We start from the raw sequence: 20,040 nt of genomic DNA, 5'->3' as shown, positions 1-20,040 counted from the left end.
CCAAGCCCGGCATTTTACCACTGCCCGACCCCGTTCCCCCGGGGATTCGGTGCCCGCCCCGAGGCCCCGGCCATTACTGCACGCCGCGCGCGCGATCGGCCCGGAACTGGGTGACGAATGCGTCGAAACGGTGGGCTTCAATGGCATCCCGGATTTCCTGCATCAGCGTGAGATAGTAATGCAGGTTGTGGATGGTGTTGAGCCGCGCGCCCAGAATCTCCCCGGCTCGCTGCAAGTGGTGCAGATAGGCGCGCGAGAAGTTTCGACAGGTGTAACAGCCGCAAGTTTCGTCCAGCGGGCGCGTGTCGCTCTTGTGCGAGGCGTTACGGATCTTCAGGTCGCCAAATCGCGTGAAGAGCCAGCCGTTACGGGCGTTACGCGTAGGCATCACGCAGTCGAACATGTCTACGCCCGCCGCCACGCCGGCCACGAGATCTTCCGGCGTGCCTACCCCCATCAGGTAATGCGGCTTGTTCGCCGGCAGACGCGGCGCCACGTGCTCGAGCACGCGCATCATGTCTTCCTTCGGCTCGCCGACCGACAGCCCGCCAATCGCGTACCCGTGGAAGTCCAGCTCGGACAGCCCGGCGAGCGATTCGTCACGCAAATGTTCGTACATGCCGCCCTGCACGATCCCGAACAGCGCATTCGGGTTCTCCAGGCGGTTGAATTCATCGATGGAGCGTTTGGCCCAGCGCAGCGACATGCGCATGGACTGGCCTGCCTCGACTTCGGTGGCCGGGCGGCCGTCGATCTCGTACGGCGTGCATTCGTCGAACTGCATGACGATGTCCGAATTGAGCACGCGCTGGATCTGCATCGAGATTTCCGGCGAGAGGAAGAGGCGGTCGCCGTTCACCGGCGAGGCAAATTTCACGCCGTCTTCGCTGATTTTGCGCAGTTCGCCCAGGCTGAACACCTGAAAGCCCCCGGAATCCGTAAGAATCGGGCGGTCCCAGCCCATGAAGCGGTGCAGGCCGCCGTGCGCGGCGATCGTCTCCAGCCCCGGGCGCAGCCACAGGTGGAAGGTATTGCCGAGGATGATCTGGGCGTTGTTTTCGACGAGTTCGGCCGGCGACATCGCCTTGACCGAGCCGTAGGTGCCGACCGGCATGAAGATGGGCGTCTCGACCACGCCGTGGTTGAGCGTGACGCGCCCCCGGCGGGCTTGCCCGTCGGTGGTGATGAGTTCGAACTTGAGCATGTGTCGTGCGCCCCGGCACCACCGGCAACACAAGCCGGCGCCCGCGCGGGACGTCAAAAAAAGAGCGGCCGGCGCCCCATGCGCGGCCAGAGCGCTATTGTACCGGGTCGAGCGGCCGCCGATCGTGGATCTGACGGCCGCACGGATTCAGGCAGCCGCCCTCGGGGTGTCGCGCAGTTCTTCGCGCGAGAGGATCATGGCGTCGCCATAGCTGAAGAAGCGGTAGCGCTGCTCAATGGCGTGGCGGTAGGCCGCGCGGATCGTCTCGACGCCAGAAAAGGCGGAGACCAGCATGAGCAGCGTCGATTTGGGCAGATGGAAGTTGGTGACGAGGCGATCGACCAGTTGGAAACGGTAGCCCGGCGTGATGAAGATGTCCGTCTCGGCGCTCCCGGCGCGCAAGGTGCCCGGCGCACCGCCGGCGGCCAGTGCAGCCTGTGCCGCAGACTCCAGCGCACGCATCGAGGTCGTGCCCACGGCAATCACACGCCCGCCGCGCGCCCGGGTGGCAGCCACGGCGTCGACCAGCGACGGCGTGATCTCGTACCACTCCGAATGCATCTTGTGTTCGCCGATGTTTTCCACCCGCACCGGCTGGAACGTGCCCGCGCCAACATGCAACGTGAGCGCGGCGCGTTGCACGCCGAGCGCGTCGAGGCGGGCAAAGAGGGCGTTGTCGAAGTGCAGCCCCGCCGTGGGCGCAGCCACCGCACCCGGATTGCGGGCGTAGACGGTCTGGTAGCGGGTTTCGTCGGCGGCATCGGCATCGTGTTCGATATACGGCGGCAGCGGCAGGCGGCCGTAGGTCTCGAGCAACGTATAGCAGTCTTCCGGAAAGTGCAGCGTGTAGAACGGCTCGACGCGCTCGCCGACCGTCACGTCGAAAGCATCGGCCAGACGCAGCACGGTGCCGGGCGCGGGGCTCTTGCTCGCCCGGATCTGGGCGAGGGCGGTACGGTTGTCGATCACGCGCTCGACGAGCACTTCAATCTTGCCTCCGCTGGCCTTCTGGCCGAACAGGCGGGCCTTGATGACGCGGGTGTCGTTGAACACGAGCAGGTCGCCGGGCGCGAGCAGGCCGGGCAGATCGGCGAAGTGCCGGTCGTACAGATGGGGCGGCGTGACACTGCCGTCGACCTCCAGCAAGCGGCTGGCGGTGCGCTCGGCGAGGGCGGTCTGCGCGATCAGTTCGGGCGGCAGGTCGAAATCGAAATCGGAAAGGGTATACATCAGCGTTTACAATGCGTAGCAACCGACATTTTACTTGGTTCGTCCGAAGGCCTGCCGGCACGGTGTGCGCCGCACGGGCGAACGCCCCCGACTCGCGACTGCATGACCGAACGCAGAATGCCCGCCACCGCGCCTGACGACGCCCCTGCCGACCTCGTGGATCTTGCCGATGCCGCAGGCACGCAGGCAGACGCCTCGCCACGCCCCGCTGCGAAACGCGCGCGGCGCACGTCCGCTCAGGTCGACACGCAGACCGGCGCCGAGGCGTCAACGTCAGCCAGATCGGAAAAGATCCCGGCAGCTTCCAAGTCAGCGAAATCGTCAAAAGAGGCCAAGCCCGCAAAGCCCGCCGCGCGCAAGACGGCCGGTTCCGGCACGGCCGACAAGCTCGCCAAGCTTGGGCTGAAGCGCGACATCGATCTGATCCTGCATCTGCCGATGCGCTACGAGGACGAAACCACGTTGCGCAAGATCGGCGAAGTGCTGCCCAGCGAACTGGCGCAGGTCGAAGGCGTGGTGACGTCGAGCGAAGTGGCGTATCGGCCGCGTCGTCAGTGGGTGGTACGCATTGCGGACGAAGGCGACGAACTCGTACTGCGGTTTCTGAATTTTTACGGTAGTCAGCAAAAGCAACTCGCCATTGGCACCCGCGTGCGCGTGCGGGGCGAAGTGCGCGGCGGCTTTTTCGGACTGGAGATGGTGCACCCGGCGTATCGCGTGGTGCAAGATGCGGCGGCGCCGCTGCCGGAATCCCTCACGCCGGTGTATCCGAGCGCGGCCGGGCTGTCGCAAGCCTACCTGCGCAAAGCGATTCACAACGCCATGGAGCGCACGCCGCTGCCGGAGTTATTGCCACCCGGACTGCTTCAGCACGCCATCGGTCCCGATCATCCGCTTCCGGCGTTGGCCGATGCGGTGCGTTTGCTGCATGCGCCGCCGCCTGATGTGTCGGAGACGGCACTCATCGAGCGTTCGCATCCGGCATGGCTACGGATCAAGTGCGAGGAACTGCTCGCGCAGCAACTCTCGCTCAAGCGGGCGCAGGCGGCGCGCCGGCGTCTGGCGGCGCCGTCCTTCGGCAAGCCTGTGCCGGGTGGTCTGCTCGCGCGCTTCGAAGCCGCACTGCCGTTCCGGCTGACCGGCGCACAGCAACGGGTGTGGGCCGAGATTCAGGCCGACCTAGCGGAACCGCATCCGATGCAGCGTCTCTTACAGGGCGACGTGGGCAGCGGCAAGACGATCATTGCAGCGCTGGCGGCGGCGCAGGCCATCGACGCCGGTTTTCAGGCGGCCATCATGGCACCGACCGAGATTCTTGCGGAACAGCATCTGCGCAAGCTCTCGGCGTGGCTCACGCCGCTGGGCGTGGAGGTCGCGTGGCTGGCCGGCAGCATGAAGGCGAAAGAGAAACGCGAGGCGCTGGCGCGCGTGGCGAGCGGCGAGGCACAACTCGTCATTGGCACGCACGCCATCATTCAGGACACGGTCACATTCGCGCGTCTGGGCATGGCGGTCGTCGACGAACAACACCGCTTCGGGGTGGCGCAACGTCTGGCCTTGCGCAGCAAGATGCAGACGGCCGGCGTAGGCCCGAACGCCATGCCGCATCAGTTGATGATGAGCGCCACGCCCATTCCGCGCACGCTCGCCATGACCTACTACGCCGACCTCGATGTCTCTGTGATCGACGAGTTGCCCCCGGGCCGCAGCCCGGTCGTTACGAAACTGATCAGCGACTCGCGCCGCCCCGAAGTGATCGACCGCGTTCGCGCGGCGGCGCTGGCCGGGCGTCAGGTGTATTGGGTTTGTCCGCTGATCGAGGAAAGCGAGGCGCTGCAATTGCAGACGGCCGTCGACACGCACGCCCAATTGGTGGCGGCGCTGCCCGAACTGCGTGTGGGGCTCGTCCATGGGCGATTGTCCCCGGCGGAGAAGGCCGCGGTGATGGACGACTTCACGCGTGGCGACACGCATCTGCTGGTGGCAACCACGGTCATCGAAGTGGGCGTGGATGTCCCTAACGCCTCGCTGATGGTGATCGAACACGCCGAGCGCTTCGGGCTCGCGCAATTGCATCAGTTAAGAGGGCGGGTCGGGCGGGGCTCGGCGGAGTCCGTCTGCCTGTTGATGTATGCGTCGCCGTTATCGATGGGCGCGAAGGCGCGCCTGCAAACGATGCGCGAGACGACCGACGGCTTTGTCATTGCCCGGCGCGATCTGGAAATCCGCGGGCCGGGCGAGTTTCTCGGGGCGCGTCAGTCGGGCGCGGCCATGCTGCGTTTCGTCGATCTGAACGAGGACGCGTGGTTGATCCCGGGCGCGCAGGAGGCGGCCGATGCGCTGCTGAAGTCTCATCCTGGTGCCGTGGCGGCGCATCTGGAGCGCTGGCTCGGGGCGCGGGAAGACTATCTCAAGGCGTGATGAGGTTTGATGGGTGTGGTGAGGCGGGGGCGGGGGAAGACGCGATGCCCGGCATCGGTATGGCGTCTATTCGGGATAGCGCGTCGCCCGAAAATGGGCAATTGCCGCCCGATTGTGCTATAAAAAACAAAATCTATCGATTGCTGGACTTCGATTAATTTACACAGGTTAGGACGACATGACCCTCACGGAACTCAAGTACATCGTGGCGGTGGCGCGTGAACGCCATTTCGGTCGCGCGGCGGAAGCCTGTTTCGTCAGCCAGCCGACGCTCTCGGTGGCCATCAAAAAGCTCGAAGACGAGCTGAACGTACAGATTTTCGAGCGTGGCGCGGCAGAAGTGAGCGTGACGCCCCTCGGCGAGCAGATCGTTGCGCAGGCGCAGCGTGTGCTCGAGCAGACCATCGCCATCAAGGAAATTGCCAAGCAGGGTCGCGATCCGCTCGCCGGACCGCTGCGGCTGGGCGTGATCTACACGATCGGGCCGTATCTGCTGCCCTCACTCGTCAAAGAGATGATCGAGACCACGGCGCAGATGCCGTTGATGCTGCAAGAGAACTACACGCTCAAGCTCATCGAATTGCTCAAGCAAGGCGAGATCGACGCGGCGATCATGGCGCTGCCGTTCCCCGAGAGCGGTCTGATGGTGCGTCCGCTCTACGACGAGCCGTTCGTGGTGGCGCTGCCGCGCTCGCACCCGTGGGCCGAGCGTACGCAGATCGACGCCAGCGACCTCAAGCAGGAGACGATGCTGCTTCTCGGCAGCGGACATTGCTTCCGCGATCATGTGCTCGGTGTGTGTCCGGAGTTGATGCGCTTCTCGCAAAACGCCGACGGCATTCAGAAGACGTTCGAAGGCTCTTCGCTCGAGACGATTCGCCATATGGTCGCGAGCGGTGTCGGCATCACCGTGCTGCCGAAGACGTCGGTGCCCGAGACGCAGGCCCCCGACAGCTTGCTGCGCTATGTGCCGTTCTCTGCACCAGTGCCTGACCGCCGCGTCGTGCTCGCGTGGCGCAAGAGTTTCACGCGTCTGCCGGCCATCGAAGCGGTGGCGCAGGCCATTGCCCGCTGCCATCTGCCCGGCGTGATCCCGCTCGACCTGCCCGCGACATCGAACTGACGCCTGGCTGACCCACCGGGGCGACTCCGCCCCGCGATTCCCTGATAAGCCATACGCCGCTGCCTTGCGCCGCGGCGTATTGCTTTTGGCTATTGAATATATAAAAACGATTAATTCGACCGTTTTAATAAAAATAATTAATCTTGAGGCACGCGTTTGAAGCCGGCCGCGCCGAGAGATGCCGGTTCGCCAGACGCCGACCGCTGCCCCGCAGCAAGACGCATTCGAGGTGCCGACGATGACCCAACTGAAGGCCTATTTGCACGACATCGAAACCACGCTGGAACACATGCTCGCCGACTTCGCGCTCATGAGCGCTTGAGTCTCGCGAGGTTGCCCGATCAGGACAGGAAACAGGAGAGCGTCACATGTCAGAAACGAAAAAACTCACCACAGCCGCCGGTGCACCGGTGCCCGATAACCAGAACACGATGACGGCGGGTCCCCGGGGCCCGGCGTTGCTGCAAGACGTGTGGTTCCTCGAGAAGCTCGCGCACTTCGATCGCGAGGTGATTCCGGAGCGTCGTGTTCACGCGAAGGGTTCGGGCGCGTTCGGCAAGCTCACTATCACGCACGATATTACGAAGTTCAGCCGCGCTCGCGTATTCGAGGCGGTCGGTAAGGAAACGCCGGTGTTTCTGCGTTTCTCGACGGTGGCGGGCGAGCGCGGTGCGGCCGACGCCGAGCGCGACGTGCGAGGCTTTGCCATCAAGTTCTACACGGACGAGGGTAACTGGGATCTCGTGGGCAACAACACACCGGTGTTCTTCGTGCGCGATCCGCTCAAGTTTCCCGATTTCATTCACACGCAGAAACGCGATCCGAAGACCAACCTGCGTAACCCGACGGCCGCATGGGACTTCTGGTCGCGTCACCCCGAGTCGCTTCATCAGGTGACGATTCTGATGAGCGATCGCGGCTTGCCGGCGAACTATCGTCAGCAGCACGGCTTCGGCTCGCACACGTTCAGCTTCATTAATGCTGCGAATGAGCGCTTCTGGGTGAAATTCCACTTCAAGTCGATGCAGGGCGTCGAGAACCTGACGAACGCGCAGGCGGCGGAGGTCGTGGCGGGTGATCGAGAGAGCGCGCAGCGCGATTTGTTCGCGTCGATCGAGGCCGGCGATTTCCCGCGCTGGCGTATGCAGGTGCAAGTGATGCCCGAGGCAGACGCCGCGACCTATCGCATCAATCCGTTCGATCTGACGAAAGTGTGGCCTCACGCGGATTACCCGCTGATCGACGTGGGCGTGCTGGAGCTGAACCGCAACCCGGAGAACTACTTTGCCGAGGTCGAGCAAGCGGCGTTCAATCCGGCCAACGTGGTGCCAGGCATCGGCTTCTCGCCGGATCGCATGTTGCAGGGGCGTTTGTTCTCGTATGGCGACACGCAGCGCTATCGGCTTGGCGTGAACCACAACGCGATTCCGGTCAATGCGCCGAAGTGCCCGTTCCACAACAGCTTCCATCGTGACGGCGCGATGCGCGTAGACGGCAATCTGGGCGGCACGCCGAACTACGAACCGAATCGCTACGGGGCGTTTGCCGAGCAGCCGGAGTTCCGCGAGCCGCCGCAAGCGGTCGGCACTGTGGCAGATCGCTTCGACCATCGCGAAGACGACGACTACTATTCGCAGCCGCGCGCGTTGTTCAATCTGTTCGACGATGCGCAGAAGTCGCGTCTGTTCGGCAATATCGCCGCCGCGATGCAGGGCGTGCCCGACGATGTGGCCGAGCGCCAGATCGGTCACTTCGCCAAGATCGACCCGGCGTACGCGCAAGGGGTGATCACAGCGCGCAGAGCCTTGGCGAAGTAACGGGCAGGTGTCGTATTGCGGCTGAGCGAGGTGGGTGCAACGTCGCTCGGCGGTGCCTGCGGTGCCAACAGTGTCGGCGGGGGCGGCTCAGATCGTCCCCGTACCCGCGTTGCCGCGAGGGCATGCGGATCGCGGTGAGCGGCGAGCGGCGAGCGCCGAGTCACGGGGGCGGTGCGGCATTCGAAGGGCGGAGGACGGAAGACGAGATGCGGGGTACGTCAGGCGGTCGGCCAGAAGGCGCGTATCGCCGCAATGCCATAGGCTCCGGCATGTCGGGCACTGGTCAACATGTCCGCTCGCATGCCACCGAGGGCGAAGACCGGCAGCGAGGTTTGCGTAGCGAGCGCGGTGAACGCAGGCCAGCCGAGCGGCAACGCGTCGGGATGCGTTGCTGTGGCGAGCACCGGCGACAGCGTCACGAAGTCGAGCCCGAGATGAGTGGCATGGGCGAGTTGTGCCGCGTCGTGACAGGCGGCACTCACCAGTTTCCAGTTCGCAGGGCGCGCGTGACTGGCCATGAGCCGTGCGCTGGTCAGATGCCAGCCATCCGCCTGCGGTACGGTGTCGGCATGCATGCGGTTCGTCGCGTCGAGCCACAAATCCGCAACGTCGTGCGGCGGATTGAGGATCAGTTGCGCCCCGGCGGCATGCGTCAACGCCAGCGCACTCTCCGCCAAGGCACGATAGCCGTCGGCATCGAGGGATCGATTGCGAAGCTGTACGAGACGAGTGCCGCGCGCGAGCGCCTGCGCCAACTGCGACGCGAACGTGGCGATCTGCGTGCGCGATGCGACGTCGGGCGTGACCAGCAGCTGGCGCGGCAAGGCGAGGTGAGCGGGGGACGACGCGTCGTGGGCGAGGGCGCTCACGCGTGATGTTCCGGCGGGATGAGTGGGCATCGACAGGCGGTTGGCGGAATTTGCAGCGTCCGCTGTAGCAGGTATGGGCGCAGTGTAACCGGAATGCCCGGGCGAACGTCTCGAGGAAAGTACGGAGACGGGGGCATGAGGAACAACGGTGGGCTGGGGGCGTCACATTGGCATGTGTCCCGTATCGTCACATGACCGCGATACGCTCGGGCGAGTCCAGCCGGACGTCAGACCCCGAACTTGGGGGGCTTGTACATCGGCCCGCATTTTCATGACAGTGTGTCCCCGATGGACGAAGGGGACGCCATAGCAAACGGAGTCAACATCATGGCAAAGAAAAACAACGTGGCCAGCGTGAACATCGGCATCAGCGACAAGGATCGCAAGCGTATTGTCGAAGGATTGAGCCATCTGCTGGCCGATACCTACACGCTGTACCTGAAGACGCACAACTTTCATTGGAACGTCACCGGCCCGATGTTCAACACGCTGCATCTGATGTTCGAAGGTCAGTACAACGAACTGGCGCTGGCCGTCGACCAGATTGCCGAGCGTATTCGTGCGCTGGGCTACCCGGCGCCGGGCACCTACAAGGAGTTCGCCAAGCTCTCGTCGATTCCCGAAGCGGAAGGTGTGCCGGCCGCAGAAGAAATGATCCGTCAGCTGGTCGAAGGGCAGGAAGCCGTCACGCGCACTGCGCGCGGTATCTTCCCGATCGTCGACGCCGCTGCGGATGAACCGACCGCCGACCTGCTCACGCAGCGTATGCAACTGCACGAAAAGAACGCGTGGATGCTGCGCAGCTTGCTGGCCTGAGCGCCGGGAGCCTCTCTCTGTTGTCACGCCCGTGTGTTTGCACGGGCGTTTTTGTTGGCGTTGCTCCGGTCGTTGCCGTGTCGATGCGACCGGTTTGACTCACGCGGGCGCATCGCATCCCCCTATCACGCGAGAAAGGTCATAGAGAAAGGGTGCACTCGACGGTGCAGTCCAGTACACTCGCCGGATGCCCTTCGATTGGCTCGCCCGAACCCTCCTCGTCAGTCTGTTTCTGCCACCGGTCAACGTGCTGGTGATCGCAGCGCTTGCGCTCGTTATCTGGCGCCGCTGGCCCCGCCTGGGGAAGACCTTGGCGGTGGTCGCCGCGCTGGCGCTCTGGGTGCAGGCGATGCCCTGGTTCGGCCGGCAACTGGCCCATCCGCTAGAGCGCGGAACCCCGGTCGATCTCAATGCGCTCGACGCAGCGCGCCAGACACCGGGCGCGGCGGCGAAGCTGCCGCAGGCCGTGGTGATTCTCGGCGGTGGGTCGACCCGTCACGCGCCGGAGTACGGTCGCCCGAATGGGGCAGACGCGAATGACAGCACGCTTGCACGCGTGCGCTACGGTGCGTTCCTCGCGCGCCGCGCGCAGTTGCCGGTGCTCGTCTCCGGGGGCAGTCCGACTGGCGAAGCCGTCGAGGCGCGAGTGATGGCGCAGATCTCCACGGACGAATTCGGTGTTCCGGTCCGCTGGATCGAGGCACAATCATTGAACACGGCGCAAAACGCCGCTTTTAGCGCGCATATGCTGACGAACTCCGGCGTAACGCGCATCTATCTGGTCACGAGCACATGGCATATGCGCCGGGCCCGCGATCAGTTCGAACGTGCCGGGCTCACGGTGGTACCCGCACCGTGCTGCAACGCGAATGCGTTCGAGGCGGACATCATGCCGGGCTGGTGGCCGACCGTCGGTGGCCTGCGCACCACGCATCAGGCGTTGCGCGAATGGATGGGCCTGGCGGTGGGGCATTGATCCGCGTGGTCTCCGCGAAATGTCACGAAGCACCGGCATCGTAGGCAGAAGATGGATTGTCCGGAGCCCTGCGTAGCGGCGGCTCCCTGATTTGCCAACCCTAAAACGAGAGAGACGTATGAAGACGAAAGCAGTCCTGAGCGTTGAAGACGTGCAGAAGATCAACGCCGCCGCCGTGGCCGAAGCTACCGCCAACGGCTGGAACGTTTGCATCACGATCGTCGACGACGGTGGTCACGCCCTGTCGCTGCATCGTATGGACGGCGCCGCGCCGAGCACCGCCATGATGTCGCTGGGCAAAGCGCAGACCTCGGCCGTTGGCCGTCGCGAAAGCGGTGCGTTCGAAGAGATGATCAATGGCGGGCGTTTTGCCTTTCTGAGCGCGCCGAATACGGCGATGCTCGAGGGTGGTGTGCCTATCGTGATCGACGGCAACGTCATTGGCGCGGTGGGCGTGTCCGGCGTGAAGTCGGCGCAAGACGCGCAGATCGCGCGTGCGGGCATTGCGGCCGTGACCGGCGGCTAACCCCAACGATCCACTGATCTGCGGATCGACGGGGCCGGTACGCGCCCAGCGCGTTGCCCGCCACGGTAAAGACAAAACATCGCCGACGAAAGTCGGCGATTTTTTTTGTGCGCCAAAAGAAAAACCCGTCCGGGAGGACGGGTCAAAGGCTTGTCAGGCCGGATGGCCCCACCTGAGGCTTGGCAGGGTGGGCCACGAGGAGAACATCAATGAAACCCGAGTGGATGGACAAAAAAGTGGCTTGGCTGGCGCGCAACGCAGGTAGAGAGGGGCTTGCCGTAACTACATGGGATCGCGTTGCGTTCGCTGGCTACTGCCAAACACCTCTTAGGCGAGGTGGTCCCCACAAAACTCGGTGAAGGCGGCGGCAAGGTCGTGGTCATGCCGCCGCCAAAATTCGTGATGACTTCAGTGTTTCATTTCGTCAGGATCAACTTGCCGTAACGTGTGGCGCGCAATTGGTACGTCTGCCCGTTGTGCAGAATATTCACGCACTGCGTGCCTTGCAGCAGGTGATCGCTGGTCAGCACGCGACCTGTGGCATGGCTGGCCAGCTTGTCTGCCGCCGCGCTGGCCACTTGCGTACGCGACACCGACAAGGTGCGGCGCGGCGCCGTAGCGGGCTGGGTCTGGCGGGCAGTGGTGTGGCTTGCGGTCATCTCGCTCATCCGTGTGGCTGACTGTGAGATGAATATTAAATGAGAATCATTCCCATTTGTATTTGAATTTGACTATTGTGAATTATTTGAAGATAGTTTTTGCTAAAGCATACTGCGCTGGATGCGTTCGCCGGACGGCGTATGGCGTCGTCCGGCGAATCCTCTGTGTCGGCGCGACAGCGGCCGTTCAGCCCAGCGCGCCTTGCTCGGCAAGCGCCCGGATCTGACCGATCGTGTCGATGTCTGCCTCGCGATACGCGGACTTCACAAACTCGCTGTAGCGCGTGTCGGCGGTGGCAGCATCTTCCGGCAGCGTCGTGCTGTAGGTGAAGCGCACGAAGTAGTGCGTGGGTGCCGGCTCTTCGATTTGCATCGTAAGGGTGCCGCCCGCATGCTGCTCGGTCGCCGCCGTTTCATAGCGAACCGACTCGGGGGCGGTGAAGACGACCCGGTCATGCACGACGGCTTCACCAAAACGCAGCTCACGAGTGAGCGTATTTTCGGTGCGCTCGTGCACGATGCACTTGTCGAGTCCCAGCACGAAAGATTCCGGCTGCTCGGCGCGCAGCATGAGGCCACGCCAGAGTTGATCGCGCGTCAGCGCGAAGGCCAGAGGATTCAGGAGGTCGTTGACCTCGATCAGGTGTTCGTACTGCAAGAAAATTCCCCTTCAATCGATGGCTGCCGGCTTGCCGTTGCGACATGCCGGCAACGCGCCGGATATTACTCGACCAATGTACTGTCGATGGCAATGGTGCCAGATAACACCTTGTGAATTGGGCACGCATTGGCAATTTCCAATAGGCGCTGACGTTGCACTTCCGACAAATCACCTGCGAGTTCGATTTTGCGCGTGATCTGCGTTGTTCCGGCGGGGGGCTTCCCTTCCGGATTCATCGCCAGCGTCACCTTTACGTCCTTGAGCGGCCATTCTTTGCGGCGCGCGTACATCTGCAACGTAATCGACGTGCAAGCGCCGAGGCTGGACAGCAGCAACGCCGCCGGGGCAGGCCCGAGATCGGCGCCGCCGAGCGTTGCGGGCTCGTCGGCGCTCCATTCGTGCTTGCCGTCCGAGAGATGGGTGGTGAAACCTGCGGCGCCCAAATGGGCAGTGACAATCGCGTCTGCGGCCATGGCAGCTCCTGTAGGGGCGCAATGCACGTAATGAGATGTCGAGTGATGACAAAAACGGCCCGGCGAAATTATCGGGCCACAACGCACTCTAGGTGCCATTGTGACCCAATTTCGCCGGGCCGGTGCGAGGGCTACTGGCGGAGCGCTTCCTCTTTCCGCCGGTACCGATTCACGAAGTAGCGCCCGAGGCGGGAATGCGTCCCATGCGGCCGGCCTGGAAGTCGAGAATTGCCTGACGGATCTCGCCTTCCGTATTCATGACGAACGGGCCGTACCGGGCTACCGGCTCGCCCAGCGGCTTGCCACCGATCAGCAGGAACGAGAGCGGCTTGTCGCTATCGTTTCGCACCGTGATGCCTTCGCCCTCATGACCGAAGACGACCATTTGATGCGCTCTGGCCAGCGAGGCGTCGGCACCGAAATGTCCTTCGCCGTCGATCACGTAGGCAAACACGTTGAAATCCGCAGGCACCGCGTGCTCGAGCAAGGCTTGCGGTTGCAACGTGAAGTGCTGGTACAGGATCGGAGTGCGTGTTTCGATGGCGGCGCGCGTGCCGAGCGCCTCGCCTGCGATCACGCGCACCGAGACCTTGCCGTCGTCGCTGGTTGCGCTCGGAATGCCCGCGGCAGGCAGTTCCTGATAACGCGGCGTCATCATCTTGTCCGTGCGCGGCAGGTTCACCCAAAGCTGGAAGCCGTGCATCTCGCCGCCACGCTGCTGGAACGCTTGCGAAGGCATCTCGGAGTGAATCACACCGGCGCCTGCCGTCATCCACTGCACGTCGCCGGGGGTGAGCTTGCCTGCATGGCCCTGCGAGTCGCGGTGCTCCATCTCGCCGGCGAGCAGATACGTCACGGTTTCGAAGCCGCGATGCGGGTGATCGGGTGCGCCCTTGGCGTTGCCGGGGGCAACTTGCATCGGGCCCATCTCGTCGAGCAGCAGGAACGGATCGAAGTCCGCCAGCATGCGGGTCGGGAACGGTCGATTGACGTAGAAGCCAGCGCCTTCCTGCGTTTGGGCCGCCGTGAAGACACGGGCGACCGGGCGGGCGTGGGGAGTGCTCATGGGGGAATCTCCTGTGGGGACGGGCGCCGAGACGGCGTCTTGCGTCCAATGTCATGCCCAGACTATATCGGGGCACACGGCACTCGGAGTAGCCCGTAACACAGGAAGGATTGTTACCCATTTGGAACAATGGCAGGAAAAACGCAGATCATGCGCAATGTTCCCGAATCCTATGGACGAAAAAAAGCGCGATGACGAGCACCGCGCTTTTCCTTCGGCGAGACGTGACTCGACCGGGCTTACTTGGTCTCCGGCTCGGTCACGAAGCCGAGTTTGGTCACGCCTGCCGTCTGCGCTTCCGAGAGCACCCTGGCCACGCTCTCGTAACGCACGTTCTTGTCGGCGAACAGATGCAGCTCCGGTTGCGGCTGCGCCTCTGCGGCCTGCGCCAGGCGCGCCTTGAGCGTGGCGTCGTCGATGGGCTGCTTGTCCCAGAAGACCGTGCCGTCGGCCTGAATCGACAGATCGACCTTGGCCGGCTTGGTGTCTTCGGGCTGGCTGCTCGCCTGCGGCAAGTCGAGCTTGACTGCGTGATTGAGCACCGGCAGCGTCACGATGAAAATGATCAGCAACACCAGCATGACGTCGACGAGCGGCGTCATGTTGATCTCGCTCATCATGGCGTCATCGGCACCGTCGTCGCTGCTGTATGAACCCATAGCCATAGCGAACTCCTTCTCTTGCGCGGCCGCTTAGCTGGCGCTGGCCGGGGTGGACTTGCGCACCGGCGTAACGTTGGTCGCGAACTGCGTCGAGTGCAGGCTGGCGCCGGTCAGGAAGTAACCGTGCAGGCTGTGCGCGAAGCGGTTCAGCTTCGAGACAATGCCCTTGTTGGCACGCGTCAGAGCGTTGAAGCCGAGCACGGCCGGGATGGCGACGAACAGACCGAAGGCGGTCATGATGAGCGCCTCGCCCACGGGGCCGGCCACCTTGTCGATAGTCGTCTGACCCGAAGCACCGATAGCCAGCAGGGCGTGATAGATACCCCACACCGTGCCGAACAGGCCGACGAACGGCGAAGTCGAGCCGATCGACGCGAGCATGGCCAGGCCGCTTTGCAGACGCGAAACCGTGTCGTCCACCGAGTTCTTCAGTGCACGCGTGATCCAGTCGCTCACGTCCATCTTGTCGTGCAGATGCGGCTGGCTTTGGCGGTGATGTTCTGCGGCGTCCTGACCCGCGAGCGCCAGCGCGAGGAACGGGTTGTTCTGACCCGATTCGCCCAGCTTCTGCAAACCGGCCGAGAAGTTCTCCGAGTGCCAGAAGTCCGGCTCGGCGGTGCGCGTGAGGCGGCTCAGGCGGAAGACTTGCGTGCCCTTGATGATGATGACCGTCCAGGACAGCACCGACATCACCAACAACACGATCGCGATAGCACGGGTGACGAAATCGCCCTGCGCCCAGACGTGGCTCAAACCATACTCTTGCATTTTGCGTTCCTCGGGAGATCCAGTTCGTAAATCGTGACGTTAATCGTTCAGATTGAAATTAAACGGTTTGGTCGCTGCGGCTTCCACCGCCCGGCCGTTTTGCATCGGGGGCGCACAGCGCATCGCCAATGCGGCGGTGCGGGCGGCCTGATCGAGACGGGGAAAGCCGCTCGACTTGACGACATTGGCGCTCGAAACGACCCCGCGGGTGTCGATCACGAGACGCAACGTGACGGTACCTTCCTCGCCTACGCGACGTGATTGCGTAGGATAGACCACGCGTGGCTCTTCGCATTTGACGGCGAGTCCTTCGATCGGCCCCGACGGTGCCGGGGCGGGGACCGGCGCCGGTGGTGCGGGTGGCGTCGGCGCGGCGTTTTGCACCGGTTCGACTTGCTGCTGCTGCGGAGGTGCGACCGGTTCGGCCTTTTGCGTGATGGCGTTCTTCGGCTGCTCGCGTGGCTTGGGCGGCGGCGGGGCGACCTTCGGCTTCGGCGGCTCCGGCTGCGGTTTGGGCGGCGCGGGTTGCGGCGGCGTCGGCGCGGGCGTGAGCGGAATGATCGTGGCGGTAAATGTCGTCGGTTCGATCGTTGCCTTCTCGGGGTCGTTGCGCAGGTGCGACAAACCGACCAGAGCGGCAATGTGGAGGACGACGATCGCTGCCGCGATCGCGATGGCGCGCGGCGACGTCAGCGGATCTCGGATCTGCGTGAGCGCAAGGCCAGATGGGGGCACGGCGGTCGACATGATAACGGCTAGGGTACGCTAAATTGCGGCGGTGAACGGTGAGTGAAGCGCGGTGTGCGAAACCTCGGCGTTCGGGATGGCCGGACGTACGATCAAAGGAAAACCGCGCCAAGGGGCGCGGTCGGCGAACGCAGGGAGTTGGAAACCGTGCTTGAACTCACCTTCGAAACAGGAAAAACGACAAGCATAACGTGGAAACAAAGCCAATCAGGAGTTCCATCTGACACCTCCAGGGTGACGAATCGCTGGCTGGCGCATGACGCCGCTAGACGCCTGGCTGGCTCCGTAACTACCGTGCCCCGAAAGCGCTGGGGTCACGGTAATGAAATCGAAACGGGTAATACGAGGCGAAAGCTGTGCTTCGCCACACGCGCTGGCGGCGATTAGGCGGCCAGGGCGAGTTCGCGCGTCATGACCACCGCTTCGGTCGCGGTCTCGACTTGCGACGAGTGCCCCGATTGGCAGCAACCACCGCACGAGCGGCCGCAGCACGGCGTGGCGCCCGCGACCATTTCCTGAACGTACGGCCCGCATTTGCCGCAGCACAGCGCGACGCCGAGGTCGATCTGAAGATCTTCCATCGTGGAGGCGCCAGCGTCGAGACAAGCCTTGATCTGGCGCTCGGAGACGGATTTGCAGACACAGACGATCATGGTGAAAACGTCAAAATGTAACACTAATGAGAATAATTATTATTTAAGTGCTGACGTTTTGCAAGCACCATCGACCTATTCCATAGTCCGCACAGGGGTATACGTCGGGCGTCTTACGCGGGAATGATGGGAAGGTCTGGCGGCAGATCCAGACAGGCCGGGCGATGCGGCGCGATCTCGGCAATGTCGATCGTTTGTACGCGTGGAGCGTTGGGCAGGAGTCGATCAGCCATCGTTTGCAGGGCATTTGCGTTGGCGGTCGTCATCAACTGAAGGTCGCCATGTCCCTCTGCCTGCGCGGAGGCATCCAGCCCATCGGTTTCAAGACGCCGCTGAAGCTGGCGGGCGATGGCGGCACCGGTATCGACGAGGGTGAGGGCGGTGCCGAAGCGCCGCTCGATGGCGGGGATCAGGAACGGGTAGTGGGTGCAGCCGAGCACGAGCGTGTCGGCCCCTTGTGCCACCATCGGACCGATGAACCGGTCGAGTAACGCCATGACTTGGGGGGAGTCGATATCGCCGGCTTCGATGCATTCCACGAGCCCATGACCCGGCTGGCAAAGGAAACGCTGCCCCTGAGCGGTGTGGCGCGCCAGCAGATCCGCGAATCGGGCGCTACGCAACGTGGCCGCCGTGGCGAGCACACCGATTACACCGCTGCGCGATAACGCTGCGGCAGGCTTGATGCCGGGCTCGACACCGATGACCGGCCACGTCGCGTCGGCGCGCAACGCGGCTACACCATGTGCCGTCGCGGTATTGCAGGCGACAACGAGCGCCTTGGCGCCACGCTCGCGCAACCATCGGCCTATCGCCACGCTGCGTTGTTCGATGAACGTATCCGGGCGTTCGCCATACGGCGCGAAGCGCGAGTCGGCTACGTAGAGCAGCGACTCGTGAGGGAGCAGAGCGCGTACGGCCTGAAGGACCGACAGGCCACCGAGGCCGGAATCGAAGACGCCAATCGGCGCGTTGGAGGGCATGGCAAATGAAAAAGGGCCGGCAAATGCCGGCCCCGAAATTTTAGCGCAAACCTCGCCGGCCGATACTGGCCCGGCGCAGCGCCTGTTATGTGTCTTGTGGGGTGTGACGAGCTTATTCTTCGAACGACGCCATGCCCGACTGCTGGTAGTTCTGGAGACCGACCTTGCCGATCAGTTCGATCTGCGTTTCGAGCCAGTCGATGTGTTCTTCCGTGTCATGCAGAATCTCGTTGAAAATCTCACGCGACACATAGTCCTTCACGCTTTCGCAGTGCGCGACACCTTCCTTGCAGGTTTTTTGCGAGAGGTATTCGAGCTTCAGATCGCAGTTCAGGATTTCTTCGGTGTTCTCGCCGATGAGCAGCTTGTGAAGATCCTGCAGGTTGGGCAGGCCGTCGAGCATGAATATGCGTTCGATCAGCTTGTCGGCGTGCTTCATTTCGCCGATGGACTCGTCGTATTCGTGCTTGCCGAGTTTGTCCAGGCCCCAATGCTTGTACATCCGGGCGTGCAGAAAGTACTGGTTGATCGCCGTCAGCTCGTTGGTGAGCTGTGCGTTGAGGAGTTCGAGGACTTTCTTATCGCCTTTCATTTCGGATCCCTGTTTTTTCATGCGAATTGCAAGCGGTTGAAGAGTAGCCTGAAAAGCCCGGAAAGCCAAGCCCCGCAAGGCTTTTCGTGAACCGAGGTGCGAATGGAAATACGATCCATTCGCGCTGTGAAATGCGACATCGCCGTGGTTCGGAGCCGCGGCGCGAAGACGAAAAAAAAGCCCGGACGATGCCGGGCTTTCTTGGGCGGCTGACGAACCCCCTTCGGGGGCTCGTACAGCCCGCTATGCCAACCGGATGAGCCAGCTTATTCGGCCGCGACCGGAATCTTGCCGATCTTGGCTTGCCATTCCTTCGGGCCGGTCTGGTGCACCGACACGCCGGTCGAATCGACGGCCACGGTCACGGGCATATCCTTGACGTCGAACTCGTAGATCGCTTCCATGCCGAGGTCGTCGAACGCCAGCACGCGGGCGGCACGAATCGCCTTGGAGACGAGATATGCGGCGCCGCCGACAGCCATCAGATACGCAGCCTTGTGCTTCTTGATGGCTTCAATGGCGGCCGGGCCGCGCTCCGACTTGCCGATCATGACCGAGAGGCCCGTCTTCGACAGCATCATGTCGGTGAACTTGTCCATGCGGGTGGACGTGGTCGGACCGGCCGGGCCGACGACTTCGTCACGCACCGGATCGACCGGGCCGACGTAGTAAATCGCACGGCCCTTGAAGTCGACCGGCAGCGGCTCGCCGCGGCCGATCATGTCGGCGATGCGCTTGTGGGCGGCGTCGCGACCGGTGAGCATCTTGCCCGAGAGCAGCAGGGTCTGCCCCGGCTTCCAGCTGGCGACCTCTTCCGGCGTGAGCGTGTCCAGATCGACGCGCTTGCTCGTCTCGGTGTTCGGTGCCCAGTGCACGTTCGGCCAGGCGTCGAGCGACGGTGCGGCGAGGAACGACGGGCCCGAGCCGTCCAGCGTGAAGTGCGCGTGACGCGTTGCCGCACAGTTCGGGATCATGGCGACCGGCTTGGATGCCGCGTGCGTCGGATAGTCGAGGATCTTCACGTCGAGCACCGTGGCCAGACCGCCGAGACCCTGGGCGCCGATGCCCAGTGCATTGACCTTTTCGAACAGCTCGATACGCAGCTCTTCGTTCCAGTTCTGCGGGCCGCGCTTGATCACGTCATGGATATCGATCGGGTCCATGAGCGATTCCTTGGCGAGCACCATCGCTTTTTCCGCCGTGCCGCCGATACCGATGCCGAGCATGCCCGGCGGGCACCAGCCGGCGCCCATCGTCGGCACTGTCTTCACGACCCAGTCGACGATCGAGTCGGACGGGTTGAGCATCACGAACTTCGACTTGTTTTCCGAGCCGCCGCCCTTGGCTGCAACCGTGATGTCGACCTTGTCGCCTTCCACGATTTCGTAGTGGATGACGGCGGGCGTGTTGTCTTTCGTGTTCTTGCGGCCGGCTTCGGGCGGCGCCACGATCGAGGCGCGCAGCACGTTGTCCGGGTGCATGTAAGCCTGACGCACGCCTTCGTTGATCATGTCGGTGAGGCTGCGCTTGGCGTCCCAGCGCACGTTCATGCCGACCTTCACGAACACGGTCACGATACCGGTGTCCTGGCACAGCGGACGGCGGCCTTCGGCGCACATGCGGCTGTTGGTCAGGATCTGCGCAATGGCGTCCTTCGCAGCGGGGCTTTGCTCGGCCTCATAGGCACGGCCCAGTGCCTGGATGTAATCGTCCGGATGGTAGTAGCTGATGTACTGCAGGGCACCGGCGACGCTCTGAATGACGTCGTCTTCTTTAATGACGGTAGACATGAAA

At 63.4% G+C, this 20,040-nt stretch carries 21 protein-coding genes; 7 read left to right on the top strand and 14 right to left on the bottom strand.

The window, feature by feature from the left end; translation table 11 throughout:
- Positions 1-73 precede the first annotated feature (73 nt).
- Both tgt and queA read right to left on the bottom strand, forming a co-directional pair.
- Positions 74-1,204 carry a tRNA guanosine(34) transglycosylase Tgt gene (gene tgt, locus AT395_RS20615; RefSeq protein WP_042114699.1) on the bottom strand — a complete coding sequence of 377 codons (1,131 nt, stop codon included), beginning with the start codon at positions 1,202-1,204 and terminating at the stop codon, positions 74-76.
- A gap of 147 nt (positions 1,205-1,351) precedes the next feature.
- Positions 1,352-2,434, bottom strand: a complete 1,083-nt coding sequence (gene queA / locus AT395_RS20610; RefSeq protein ID WP_048628813.1) for a tRNA preQ1(34) S-adenosylmethionine ribosyltransferase-isomerase QueA — start codon at positions 2,432-2,434, stop codon at positions 1,352-1,354.
- A gap of 102 nt (positions 2,435-2,536) precedes the next feature.
- On the opposite strand from queA, the gene recG reads away from it, so the two are divergent.
- From recG to AT395_RS20595, 4 genes are all read left to right on the top strand, one after another.
- Complete coding sequence (recG, locus tag AT395_RS20605; protein WP_058375245.1) at positions 2,537-4,855, top strand: ATP-dependent DNA helicase RecG; 2,319 nt, start codon at positions 2,537-2,539, stop codon at positions 4,853-4,855.
- A 178-nt stretch (positions 4,856-5,033) separates the two neighbouring features.
- Complete coding sequence (locus tag AT395_RS20600) at positions 5,034-5,978, top strand: LysR substrate-binding domain-containing protein (RefSeq protein WP_048628822.1); 945 nt, start codon at positions 5,034-5,036, stop codon at positions 5,976-5,978.
- Positions 5,979-6,156: 178 nt separating this feature from the next.
- Entirely contained in the window at positions 6,157-6,300 is a 144-nt protein-coding gene (locus tag AT395_RS25745; protein ID WP_156181597.1) for a hypothetical protein, read from the top strand.
- 46 nt (positions 6,301-6,346) lie between these two features.
- Entirely contained in the window at positions 6,347-7,795 is a 1,449-nt protein-coding gene (locus tag AT395_RS20595) for a catalase (RefSeq protein WP_042114703.1), read from the top strand.
- Positions 7,796-8,013: 218 nt separating this feature from the next.
- Here AT395_RS20595 and AT395_RS20590 read toward each other — a convergent pair whose 3' ends face one another.
- On the bottom strand, positions 8,014-8,664 hold the full coding sequence (locus AT395_RS20590; RefSeq protein ID WP_048628823.1) for a thiamine phosphate synthase: 651 nt from the start codon (positions 8,662-8,664) through the stop codon (positions 8,014-8,016).
- A 327-nt stretch (positions 8,665-8,991) separates the two neighbouring features.
- Between AT395_RS20590 and AT395_RS20585 the strand changes: the two genes are divergently transcribed.
- The 3 genes from AT395_RS20585 (at position 8,992) to AT395_RS20575 (ending at position 10,982) form a co-directional block, all read left to right on the top strand.
- Positions 8,992-9,480 (top strand): Dps family protein, encoded by a 489-nt coding sequence (locus AT395_RS20585; RefSeq protein ID WP_042114704.1) that lies wholly within the window; start codon positions 8,992-8,994, stop codon positions 9,478-9,480.
- Between the two features lie 187 nt (positions 9,481-9,667).
- Complete coding sequence (locus AT395_RS20580) at positions 9,668-10,456, top strand: YdcF family protein (protein WP_047014183.1); 789 nt, start codon at positions 9,668-9,670, stop codon at positions 10,454-10,456.
- A gap of 118 nt (positions 10,457-10,574) precedes the next feature.
- On the top strand, positions 10,575-10,982 hold the full coding sequence (locus AT395_RS20575) for a GlcG/HbpS family heme-binding protein (RefSeq protein ID WP_042114705.1): 408 nt from the start codon (positions 10,575-10,577) through the stop codon (positions 10,980-10,982).
- A 416-nt stretch (positions 10,983-11,398) separates the two neighbouring features.
- Here AT395_RS20575 and hemP read toward each other — a convergent pair whose 3' ends face one another.
- From hemP to AT395_RS20520, 11 genes are all read right to left on the bottom strand, one after another.
- Positions 11,399-11,650, bottom strand: coding sequence for a hemin uptake protein HemP (gene hemP, locus AT395_RS20570; RefSeq protein ID WP_072632888.1), 252 nt, complete (start codon positions 11,648-11,650; stop codon positions 11,399-11,401).
- Between the two features lie 178 nt (positions 11,651-11,828).
- Entirely contained in the window at positions 11,829-12,299 is a 471-nt protein-coding gene (locus AT395_RS20565) for an SRPBCC family protein (protein WP_174554647.1), read from the bottom strand.
- A 65-nt stretch (positions 12,300-12,364) separates the two neighbouring features.
- A complete protein-coding gene (locus AT395_RS20560; protein WP_042114708.1) occupies positions 12,365-12,775 on the bottom strand; it encodes an OsmC family protein in 411 nt (136 codons plus the stop codon).
- Between the two features lie 169 nt (positions 12,776-12,944).
- Positions 12,945-13,841, bottom strand: coding sequence for a pirin family protein (locus AT395_RS20555; protein WP_042114709.1), 897 nt, complete (start codon positions 13,839-13,841; stop codon positions 12,945-12,947).
- Positions 13,842-14,080: 239 nt separating this feature from the next.
- Positions 14,081-14,506, bottom strand: a complete 426-nt coding sequence (locus AT395_RS20550; protein ID WP_042114711.1) for an ExbD/TolR family protein — start codon at positions 14,504-14,506, stop codon at positions 14,081-14,083.
- Positions 14,507-14,533: 27 nt separating this feature from the next.
- Positions 14,534-15,271, bottom strand: coding sequence for a MotA/TolQ/ExbB proton channel family protein (locus AT395_RS20545; RefSeq protein ID WP_048628825.1), 738 nt, complete (start codon positions 15,269-15,271; stop codon positions 14,534-14,536).
- A gap of 39 nt (positions 15,272-15,310) precedes the next feature.
- Entirely contained in the window at positions 15,311-16,018 is a 708-nt protein-coding gene (locus AT395_RS25945; RefSeq protein ID WP_048628826.1) for an energy transducer TonB, read from the bottom strand.
- 383 nt (positions 16,019-16,401) lie between these two features.
- The gene (locus AT395_RS20535; protein ID WP_042114713.1) at positions 16,402-16,671 is read right to left on the bottom strand and encodes a (2Fe-2S)-binding protein; all 270 of its coding nucleotides are present in this window, start codon (positions 16,669-16,671) and stop codon (positions 16,402-16,404) included.
- 113 nt (positions 16,672-16,784) lie between these two features.
- Positions 16,785-17,654, bottom strand: a complete 870-nt coding sequence (gene murI, locus AT395_RS20530) for a glutamate racemase (protein WP_048628827.1) — start codon at positions 17,652-17,654, stop codon at positions 16,785-16,787.
- Between the two features lie 112 nt (positions 17,655-17,766).
- A complete protein-coding gene (bfr, locus tag AT395_RS20525; RefSeq protein ID WP_042114715.1) occupies positions 17,767-18,246 on the bottom strand; it encodes a bacterioferritin in 480 nt (159 codons plus the stop codon).
- Positions 18,247-18,512: 266 nt separating this feature from the next.
- A complete protein-coding gene (locus tag AT395_RS20520; RefSeq protein WP_042114716.1) occupies positions 18,513-20,036 on the bottom strand; it encodes a fumarate hydratase in 1,524 nt (507 codons plus the stop codon).
- Between the last annotated feature and the right edge of the window lie 4 nt (positions 20,037-20,040).

Source organism: Pandoraea apista, from assembly GCF_001465595.2.
Taxonomy (GTDB): domain Bacteria; phylum Pseudomonadota; class Gammaproteobacteria; order Burkholderiales; family Burkholderiaceae; genus Pandoraea; species Pandoraea apista.
Note: the sequence above shows the minus strand (reverse complement) of the source record. Positions and strands in the feature narration are given on the sequence as shown.

Bases quoted from the DNA above. Each gene is read 5' to 3' on its own strand.
- tgt (WP_042114699.1), bottom strand. From the start codon at position 1,204: ATGCTCAAGTTCGAACTCATCACCACCGACGGGCAAGCCCGCCGGGGG.
- queA (WP_048628813.1), bottom strand. From the start codon at position 2,434: ATGTATACCCTTTCCGATTTCGATTTCGACCTGCCGCCCGAACTGATC.
- recG (WP_058375245.1), top strand. From the start codon at position 2,537: ATGACCGAACGCAGAATGCCCGCCACCGCGCCTGACGACGCCCCTGCC.
- AT395_RS20600 (WP_048628822.1), top strand. From the start codon at position 5,034: ATGACCCTCACGGAACTCAAGTACATCGTGGCGGTGGCGCGTGAACGC.
- AT395_RS25745 (WP_156181597.1), top strand. From the start codon at position 6,157: ATGCCGGTTCGCCAGACGCCGACCGCTGCCCCGCAGCAAGACGCATTC.
- AT395_RS20595 (WP_042114703.1), top strand. From the start codon at position 6,347: ATGTCAGAAACGAAAAAACTCACCACAGCCGCCGGTGCACCGGTGCCC.
- AT395_RS20585 (WP_042114704.1), top strand. From the start codon at position 8,992: ATGGCAAAGAAAAACAACGTGGCCAGCGTGAACATCGGCATCAGCGAC.
- AT395_RS20580 (WP_047014183.1), top strand. From the start codon at position 9,668: ATGCCCTTCGATTGGCTCGCCCGAACCCTCCTCGTCAGTCTGTTTCTG.
- AT395_RS20575 (WP_042114705.1), top strand. From the start codon at position 10,575: ATGAAGACGAAAGCAGTCCTGAGCGTTGAAGACGTGCAGAAGATCAAC.
- hemP (WP_072632888.1), bottom strand. From the start codon at position 11,650: ATGAGCGAGATGACCGCAAGCCACACCACTGCCCGCCAGACCCAGCCC.
- AT395_RS20560 (WP_042114708.1), bottom strand. From the start codon at position 12,775: ATGGCCGCAGACGCGATTGTCACTGCCCATTTGGGCGCCGCAGGTTTC.
- AT395_RS20555 (WP_042114709.1), bottom strand. From the start codon at position 13,841: ATGAGCACTCCCCACGCCCGCCCGGTCGCCCGTGTCTTCACGGCGGCC.
- AT395_RS20550 (WP_042114711.1), bottom strand. From the start codon at position 14,506: ATGGCTATGGGTTCATACAGCAGCGACGACGGTGCCGATGACGCCATG.
- AT395_RS20545 (WP_048628825.1), bottom strand. From the start codon at position 15,271: ATGCAAGAGTATGGTTTGAGCCACGTCTGGGCGCAGGGCGATTTCGTC.
- AT395_RS25945 (WP_048628826.1), bottom strand. From the start codon at position 16,018: ATGTCGACCGCCGTGCCCCCATCTGGCCTTGCGCTCACGCAGATCCGA.
- AT395_RS20535 (WP_042114713.1), bottom strand. From the start codon at position 16,671: ATGATCGTCTGTGTCTGCAAATCCGTCTCCGAGCGCCAGATCAAGGCT.
- murI (WP_048628827.1), bottom strand. From the start codon at position 17,654: ATGCCCTCCAACGCGCCGATTGGCGTCTTCGATTCCGGCCTCGGTGGC.
- bfr (WP_042114715.1), bottom strand. From the start codon at position 18,246: ATGAAAGGCGATAAGAAAGTCCTCGAACTCCTCAACGCACAGCTCACC.
- AT395_RS20520 (WP_042114716.1), bottom strand. From the start codon at position 20,036: ATGTCTACCGTCATTAAAGAAGACGACGTCATTCAGAGCGTCGCCGGT.